General features: G+C 70.5%; 7 protein-coding genes. All 7 read left to right on the top strand.

What is annotated here, in order from left to right; all coding sequences use genetic code 11:
* A partial coding sequence (locus ACJMNC_RS08130) for an acyl-CoA dehydrogenase family protein (RefSeq protein WP_408947441.1) occupies positions 1-812 on the top strand: 812 nt, incomplete at its 5' end.
* Positions 809-2,407 (top strand): acyl-CoA carboxylase subunit beta, encoded by a 1,599-nt coding sequence (locus ACJMNC_RS08125; RefSeq protein ID WP_408947440.1) that lies wholly within the window; start codon positions 809-811, stop codon positions 2,405-2,407. The genes ACJMNC_RS08130 and ACJMNC_RS08125, both read left to right, overlap by 4 nt.
* Positions 2,407-4,434 carry an acetyl/propionyl/methylcrotonyl-CoA carboxylase subunit alpha gene (locus tag ACJMNC_RS08120; protein ID WP_408947439.1) on the top strand — a complete coding sequence of 676 codons (2,028 nt, stop codon included), beginning with the start codon at positions 2,407-2,409 and terminating at the stop codon, positions 4,432-4,434. Before ACJMNC_RS08125 ends, ACJMNC_RS08120 begins: the two co-directional genes overlap by 1 nt.
* A gap of 87 nt (positions 4,435-4,521) precedes the next feature.
* On the top strand, positions 4,522-5,679 hold the full coding sequence (locus tag ACJMNC_RS08115; RefSeq protein WP_408947438.1) for an acyl-CoA dehydrogenase family protein: 1,158 nt from the start codon (positions 4,522-4,524) through the stop codon (positions 5,677-5,679).
* Positions 5,680-5,715: 36 nt separating this feature from the next.
* Positions 5,716-6,537, top strand: a complete 822-nt coding sequence (locus ACJMNC_RS08110) for an enoyl-CoA hydratase family protein (protein ID WP_408947437.1) — start codon at positions 5,716-5,718, stop codon at positions 6,535-6,537.
* A complete protein-coding gene (locus tag ACJMNC_RS08105) occupies positions 6,534-7,139 on the top strand; it encodes a TetR/AcrR family transcriptional regulator (protein ID WP_408947436.1) in 606 nt (201 codons plus the stop codon). Before ACJMNC_RS08110 ends, ACJMNC_RS08105 begins: the two co-directional genes overlap by 4 nt.
* Positions 7,140-7,275: 136 nt before the next feature.
* Positions 7,276-8,160 carry an exodeoxyribonuclease III gene (locus tag ACJMNC_RS08100; RefSeq protein ID WP_408947435.1) on the top strand — a complete coding sequence of 295 codons (885 nt, stop codon included), beginning with the start codon at positions 7,276-7,278 and terminating at the stop codon, positions 8,158-8,160.
* The last annotated feature ends 9 nt before the right edge of the window (positions 8,161-8,169 follow it).

The raw sequence follows: 8,169 nt of genomic DNA, 5'->3' as shown, positions 1-8,169 counted from the left end.
GGCCCACCCTGGCCGGCGCGAAGATCGGCAGTCTGGCCATCACCGAACCCGGCGGCGGCAGCGACGTGGGTCATCTGCGCACCAGCGCCGTCCGCGACGGCGACCACTACATCGTCAACGGCGCGAAGACCTTCATCACCTCGGCCGTGCGCGCCGACTTCGTGGTGACGGCGGTGCGCACCGGCGGCCCCGGCGCCGCCGGCGTCTCGCTGCTGGTGATCGACAAGGGCACCCCCGGCTTCACCGTGGCCCGCAAGCTCGAGAAGATGGGCTGGCTCTCGTCGGACACCGCCGAACTGTCCTTCGTCGATGCCCGGGTGCCGGTGGCCAACCTGGTCGGTGCGGAGAACAGCGGCTTCGCGCTCATCGCGCAGGCCTTCGTCACCGAACGGGTGGCACTGGCCGTACAGGCCTATGCCAGCGCCCAGCGCTGCCTGGACCTGAGTCTCGAATGGGTCCGCCACCGGGAGACCTTCGGCAAGCCGCTCATCGCCCGCCAATCGGTGCAGGACACCGTCACCGAGATGGCCCGCAAGATCGACATCGCCCGCACCTACACCCGGGCGCTGGTCGAACGCTACGTGTCCTCCGGCGACGACATGATCGCCGAGGTCTGCTTCGCCAAGAACACCGCGGTGGAGACCGGACAGTGGGTGGCCGACAAGGCCGTTCAGCTCTTCGGCGGCATGGGCTACATGCGTGAATCCGAAGTGGAACGGCAGTACCGCGACATGCGCATCATCGGTATCGGCGGCGGCACCAACGAGATTCTCAGCGGCCTGGCCGCCAAGCGATTGGGGTACCAGCAGTGACCGTCATCAGCTCGAAGATCGACCCCACCGGTGAGGAGTTCACCGCCAACGTCGCGGCGATGAACGCCAAACTCGCCGAGGTGGGGCTGGAGATGCGCAAAGCGCTCGACGGGGGAGGGGAGAAGTCCGTCGCCCGGCATCGCAAGCGCGACAAGCTGCTCGCCCGCGAGCGCATCGAACTGCTGGTGGACGAGGACTCGCCGTTCCTGGAGCTGTGCCCGCTGGCCGCCTACGGCAGCCCGTTCACCGTCGGCGCCTCCGTGGTAGCCGGTCTGGGCGTGGTCGAGGGCGTCGAATGCCTGATCGTGGCCAACGATCCGACGGTCAAGGGCGGCACCTCCAATCCGTGGACCCTGCGCAAGATCCTGCGCATCGACGACATCGCACTGGCCAACCGGCTGCCGGTGATCTCGCTGGTCGAGTCCGGCGGCGCCGATCTGCCCACCCAGAAAGAGGTCTTCGTGCCGGGCGGGCGGATGTTCCGCGACCTGACCCGCCTGTCGGCGGCCGGAATCCCCACCATCGCCCTGGTCTTCGGCAACTCCACGGCCGGCGGCGCCTATGTGCCCGGAATGAGCGATCACGTGGTGATGATCGACGGCCGCTCCAAGGTCTTCCTCGGCGGTCCGCCGCTGGTGAAGATGGCCACCGGCGAGGAGAGCGACGACGAGGAGCTCGGCGGCGCCGGCATGCATGCGCGGGTCTCCGGACTGGCCGATCATCTGGCCGCCGATGAGCAGGACGCGATCCGGATCGGCCGGCGCATCGTCGCCCGGCTCAACTGGCGCAAGACCGGACCCGGCCCGGTGGCCGATCCCGTGGAGCCGCGGTACGACCCGGAGGAGCTGCTCGGGATCGTGCCCACCGATCTGAAGATCCCGTTCGATCCGCGCGAGGTGATCGCCCGCGTGGTCGATGACAGCGACTTCGACGAATTCAAACCGGACTACGGCAGCTCGCTGTGCACCGGCTGGGCGCGGGTGCACGGCTTCCCGGTGGGCATCCTGGCCAATGCGCAGGGCGTGCTGTTCTCCGCCGAGGCGCAGAAGGCCACCCAGTTCATCCAGCTGGCCAACCGCAGCGACACCCCGCTGCTGTTCCTGCACAACACCACCGGCTACATGGTGGGCAAGGAGTACGAGCAGGGCGGCATCATCAAGCACGGCGCCATGATGATCAACGCGGTCTCCAACTCGACGGTGCCGCACATCTCGCTGCTGATCGGCGCGAGCTACGGCGCCGGCCACTACGGCATGTGCGGCCGGGCCTACGATCCGCGCTTCCTGTTCGCCTGGCCCAGCGCCAAGTCGGCGGTGATGGGCGGCGCCCAGCTGGCCGGAGTCATCTCGATCGTCTCGCGCGCGGCCACCGAGGCCCGCGGCGGGGTGGTCGACGAGGAGGCCGACGCCGGCATGCGCGCCATGATCGAGGCGCAGATCGAAGCCGAGTCGGTTCCGGCGTTCCTGTCGGGAATGCTCTACGACGACGGCATCATCGACCCGCGGGACACCCGCACCGTACTGGGCCAGACCCTGTCGGCCATCGCCAGCGGCCCGGTCGAGGGCACCGGCAACTTCGGCGTCTTCCGGATGTGATGAGGAGTTTTCCCGTGACACAGCATGATTCGACGGCCATCACCTCGGTGCTGGTGGCCAACCGCGGCGAGATCGCCTGCCGGGTGATGGCCACCTGCGCCCGGATGGGTCTGCGCACCGTGGCGGTCTACAGCGATCCCGATGCCGACGCGCCCCACGTGCGGGCCGCCGACACCGCCGTCGCACTGCCCGGCTCCACCTCCGCGCAGACCTACCTGCGCGGCGACGCGGTGATCGCGGCCGCCCGGGCCGCTGGTGCCGACGCCGTCCACCCCGGCTACGGATTCCTGTCCGAGAACGCGGATTTCGCCCGTGCCGTGGCCGACGCGGGACTGGTCTGGATCGGCCCGCCGCCGGCCGCCATCGACGCGATGGGCTCCAAGGTCAATGCGAAGGAGCTGATGGCTGCGGCCGGCGTGCCGGTGCTGGCCGATCTCGACCCGGCGTCGGTCACCGCCGCCGACCTGCCGCTGCTGATCAAGGCCTCCGCCGGTGGCGGCGGCCGAGGCATGCGCATCGTGCGCGACCTCGACGAGCTTGCCGAGCAGGTGGCCGCCGCCGCCCGCGAGGCCGAATCCGCCTTCGGCGATCCGACCGTCTTCTGCGAGCCGTACATCGAGCGCGGTCACCACATCGAGGTGCAGGTGATGGCCGATGCTCACGGCCGGGTGTGGGCGGTCGGCGAGCGCGAATGCTCCATCCAGCGCCGGCACCAGAAGGTGATCGAGGAAGCGCCGGCACCGCTCGTCGAGCGCATCGGCGGCGACATGCGCGAGCGGCTGTATGCGGCGGCGCGCACCGCGGTGACCTCGATCGGCTACACCGGTGCGGGCACCGTCGAATTCCTCGCCGACGGCGACACCGGCAGATTCTTCTTCCTCGAGACCAACACCCGGCTGCAGGTCGAGCATCCGGTCACCGAACTGACCACCGGCCAGGACCTGGTCGAATGGCAGTTGCGGGTGGCCGGCGGTGAGGCGCTGCCCCGATCGGAGCCGGTCACCACCGGCCACGCCATCGAGGTGCGGCTCTACGCCGAGGACCCGGCGCACGACTGGCAGCCGCAATCCGGCACGGTCAGCACCATCGACATCCCCGCCGACACCCGCTTCGCGCTGCTCGACCGGCCCGGGATCCGGGTGGATTCGGGGATCGCCGACGGCAGTGAGATCTCCACCTTCTACGACCCGATGCTCGCCAAGGTGATCTCCTGGGCGCCGGAGCGCCGGCGGGCCGCCGCCATGCTGGCCCGGGCCCTGGACTCGGCCCGCATCCACGGCCTGGTCACCAACCGGGACATGCTGGTCAACACCCTGCGCGAGAAGCGCTTCCTGTCCGGGGTCACCGACACCGGCTATCTCGACACCGTGGGGCTGGACACGCTGTCGGCGCCGCTGGCCGGCGAGGACGACGTGCAGCGGGCACTGGTCGCGGCCGCACTGGCCCAGTCCGAACGCAACCGGGCCGGCGCCCGGGTGCTGGGATCGCTGCCGTCGGGCTGGCGGAACCTGGCCGCGGACTATCAGCACAAGAGCTACCTGCGGCCGGACGGCGGGGAAGCGCTGGTGAGGTACCGCCGCACGCGCGACGGCGGCGTGGAACTGCCGGATCTCCCCGGGACCCGACTGATCTCGGCGACGCCCACACAGGTCGTGCTCGCCGACGACGGCGTCAGCCGGCGCTACCGGGTCGACGTGGACGGCGATCGCGTCTACGTGGACTGGCCGGGCGCCTCGGTGGCGCTGACCCGCTGCCCGCGCTACGTGGATCCGGCCGCGGTGACCCGGCCCGGTTCGCTGCTCGCCCCGATGCCCGGATCGGTGATCCGGGTGGAGGTGGCCGAAGGCGAGCGGGTGAGCGCCGGGCAGCCGCTGCTGCGCCTGGAGGCGATGAAGATGGAGCACACCATCTCCGCTCCGGCCGACGGCGTGGTCTCCGTGCTCGCCGTCACCGAAGGCCGCCAGCTGAGCGTGGGGGAGGTGCTCGCCGTCATCACCGCCGACGACGAATCCGCGCCCGCCGGCTGAACCCCAGACGGCCACCGGCCCGGCCGGGTGCGCCGTGACTCACCACCCGAACATCCATCGAATCGACCCGAAGAGGACTGAGAACCAATGACTTTCGTCGAAACCCAGGAACGCGCCGAACTGCGTGCCGCCGTTGCGGCCCTCGGGGCCAAATACGGTCAGCAGTACTTCCAGGACTGCGCCCGGCAGGGCCGCAAGACCGACGAACTGTGGGCCGAGGCCGGTGAACTCGGCTTCATCGGCGTGAACCTGCCCGAGGAGTACGGCGGCGGCGGTGCCGGCATGTACGAGCTGTCGATCGTGATGGAGGAGCTGGCCGCCACCGGCACCGGACTGCTGATGATGGTGGTCTCCCCGGCCATCTGCGGCAACATCATCGCCCGCTTCGGCACCGACGACCAGAAGCAGCGCTGGATCCCGGGGCTGGCCGACGGCTCGCTCACCATGGCCTTCGGCATCACCGAACCGGACGCCGGCTCCAACTCACACCAGATCACCACCACCGCCCGCCGTGACGGCGACGACTGGATCCTGTCGGGCCGCAAGGTGTTCATCTCCGGGGTGGATCAGGCGCAGTCGGTGCTCATCGTCGCGCGCACCGAGGACGCCAAGACCGGCAAGCTCAAGCCGGCGCTGTTCGTGGTGCCCACCGACTCCCCGGGGTTCGAGTACTCGCTGATCGACATGGAACTGCTCAACCCGGAGAAGCAGTTCGGGCTGTTCCTCGACGACGTCCGGCTGCCCGCCGACGCGCTGGTGGGCTCGGAGGATGCGGCACTGAGTCAGCTCTTCGCCGGGCTGAATCCGGAACGGATCATGGCGGCCGCCTCGGCCGTGGGCATGGCCCGCTTCGCACTCGGCAAGGCCGTCGAGTACGTCAGCGACCGCACCGTCTGGAAGGCGCCGATCGGCACCCACCAGGCGATCGCCCATCCCCTGGCCGAGGGCAAGATCCAGCTGGAGATGGCCAAGCTGATGATGCAGAAGGCCGCCACCCTCTACGACGCCGGCGACGACTGGGGCGCTGCCGAACCGGCGAACATGGCCAAGTACGCGGCGGCGGAGGCCGCGGTGAAGATCGTCGACCAGGCCGTGCATTCGCTCGGCGGCAACGGCCTGACCTCCGAGTACGGGCTGGCCCCGCTGCTCTCGCTGGTGCGCATCTCGCGGATCGCGCCGGTGAGCCGGGAGATGATCCTCAACTTCGTGGCGCAGACCAGTCTGGGACTGCCCAAGTCGTACTGATCTACTGGTCCCATTCGATCGAAAGCAGGTGAGCAGATGACGGATGAGCAGCAGGAGCTGGTCCGGTGCGAGCAGTCCGGGCCGGTGCTGGCGCTGACCCTGGATTCGCCGGACAACCGCAATGCGCTCAGTTCGGCACTGGTGAGCCGGCTCCGGGACGGGCTACGCCGTGCCGCCGACGATCCGCAGGTCCGGGTGGTGGTGCTCACGCACACCGGCGGAACCTTCTGCGCCGGAGCCGATCTCGGTGAGGCACTGCGCCGCGGACTGGACCCGGAGCAGGCGACAGCCGAATCCGGGGCGGCGATGGTGGAGTTGATCAAGGCCGTCCTCGAGCTCGAGGTGCCGGTGGTCGCCGTGGTCGACGGTCACGTGCGGGCCGGTGGTCTGGGGCTGGTGGCCGCCGCCGACATCGTACTGGCCGGCGAGTCCGCCAGCTTCGCGCTCACCGAGGCGCGGCTGGGTCTGGCCCCGTCGATCATCTCGGTGCCGCTGCTGGCCAAGATCTCCGCCCGGGCCGCCGGCCGGTACTTCGTCACCGGGGAGACCTTCGGGGCGCAGACCGCCGAACGCATCGGACTGATCACCACCGCGGTGACCGCCGAGAAGCTCGACGCCGAGCTGGCGGCGGTGCTGACCGGCATCGCCAAGGCGTCCCCGCAGGGGCTGGCGGCCAGCAAGAAACTGACCACCGCGGCCCTGCTCGACGGCTACGACGTCGCCGCGCAGGCCCGAGCGGCCGAGTCGATGGCGCTCTTCGGCAGTGACGAGGCGCGGGCCGGCATGACCGCCTTCCTGAGCAAGGAGCCGCCGCCGTGGGCGGTCGAGGCGCCCGCGGTTCAGGTGCGCCGGCCGTGAGCGTGTCGGCGCGGCAGCCGCAGCAGGACCGTTCCCGGGCCACCCGGGAACGGCTGCTCGCGGCCACCGTCGACCTGCTGGCCACCGAAGGGTGGGCGGCGGCGACGGTGTCGGCGGTCGCCGAGGCCGCCGGGGTCTCGCGCGGCGCCGCGCAGCATCACTTCCCGACCCGGGAGGCGCTGATCACCGCGGTTCTCGAGGAGATGTTCGAGGAGATGACCGCCGAGGCGGCCGCCACCGTGGCCGATCTGCCCGACGGTCCCGAGCGGATCGACACGGTGGTCGACCGCGCGGTGTCGATCTACACCGGCAAGCAGTTCAAGGCGGCCCTGCAGGTGTGGGCGGCCGCGGCCTCCGATCCGGTGCTGCGGGAGGCGATCCTGCCGCTCGAGGCCAAGCTGGCGCGGGCCGCGCATCGGCTGACGGTGTCCGGACTGGACCCGGCCGGCACCAACCCGCAGACCCATCGGCTGGCCCAGGTCACCCTGGACCTGGCACGCGGACTGGGTCTGGCCGACACCCTCTCCGACGACTCGGCCCGACGCGCCCAGGTGACGGCGGCCTGGGCCGAGCAACTGCGCGCCGCGCTCGGTTCCGGCTGAACCGCCGCGGGCCCCGAACCCGGAGAACTTGGGCTGCCTGACCGACCTCAGAGGTCGGTCAGGCAGCCCAAGTTCTCGGCCACACCGGGTATACAGCCGCGTCGGGTGCCGTGACGGCGCGCAGTACGCTGAGCGCATGCGTGTGGTGACCTGGAATGTGAACTCGATCAAGCAGCGCGTGCCCCGCTTCCTGCCCTGGCTCGACGAGCGTGCCCCGGACGTGGTGTGCCTGCAGGAGACCAAGGTCTCCGACGAGGTCTTCGCCGAGGAGCTCGGCGACGAACTGTCCTCCCGTGGTTACGAATTCGCGCACGCCGGCCAGGGCCGCTGGAACGGGGTGGCGCTGCTGAGCCGGGTGGGTCTGACCGATGTGCAGGTGGCCTTTCCGGATGCCCCGGGCTACCCCGACCCCGCGGATCCGCCGGAGGGCCGGGCGATCTCCGCGGTCTGCGACGGCGTCCGGATCTACTCGGTGTACGTGCCCAACGGCCGCGAGGTGGACTCGGACCACTACACCTACAAGCTGACCTGGCTCGATCGGCTGCGCGCGGCCGTCGCCCCGGAGGCGGCCGGCACCATGGTGTGCGGCGACTTCAACATCATTCCGGCCGATCAGGACGTCTTCGATCCGCTCGCGCTTGCGGGGCACACCCACGTGACCGAACCCGAGCGCGCCGAGCTGGCCGGCTTCCTGGCGCTGGGCATGGACGATGTGGTCCGCGAGCACTGGCCGCACGAGCGCATCTACTCGTACTGGGACTACCGCGGCGGCATGTTCCACCGCGATCTGGGCATGCGGATCGACCTGATTCTGGCCGGTGCGCCGCTGGCGCAGCGGGTGCAGGCCGCCTGGGTGGACCGTGCCGCCCGCAAGGGCACCAAACCCAGCGACCACGCGCCGGTGGTGGTGGACCTCGACACCGCGCCGGACGGGAACGTGGGACCGGTGGTGCCGCCGCCGTCGCGCCCGGCCACGATCACGCCCGGCACCGTCACGCTGCCGCACACCGTGGCCGACTGACCGGCGAAC

Origin of the sequence: Gordonia sp. VNK21 (genome assembly GCF_046098115.1) — a bacterium.
In the GTDB taxonomy this organism is placed as follows: Bacteria; Actinomycetota; Actinomycetes; order Mycobacteriales; family Mycobacteriaceae; genus Gordonia.
The sequence above is the reverse complement of the archived record's forward strand: the minus strand, read 5'-3'. Positions and strand labels throughout refer to the sequence as shown.

What these genes read in the sequence shown, in the direction of transcription:
- ACJMNC_RS08120 (WP_408947439.1), top strand. Translation starts at nt 2,407, where the DNA reads ATGAGGAGTTTTCCCGTGACACAGCATGATTCGACGGCCATCACCTCG.
- ACJMNC_RS08115 (WP_408947438.1), top strand. Translation starts at nt 4,522, where the DNA reads ATGACTTTCGTCGAAACCCAGGAACGCGCCGAACTGCGTGCCGCCGTT.
- ACJMNC_RS08110 (WP_408947437.1), top strand. Translation starts at nt 5,716, where the DNA reads ATGACGGATGAGCAGCAGGAGCTGGTCCGGTGCGAGCAGTCCGGGCCG.
- ACJMNC_RS08100 (WP_408947435.1), top strand. Translation starts at nt 7,276, where the DNA reads ATGCGTGTGGTGACCTGGAATGTGAACTCGATCAAGCAGCGCGTGCCC.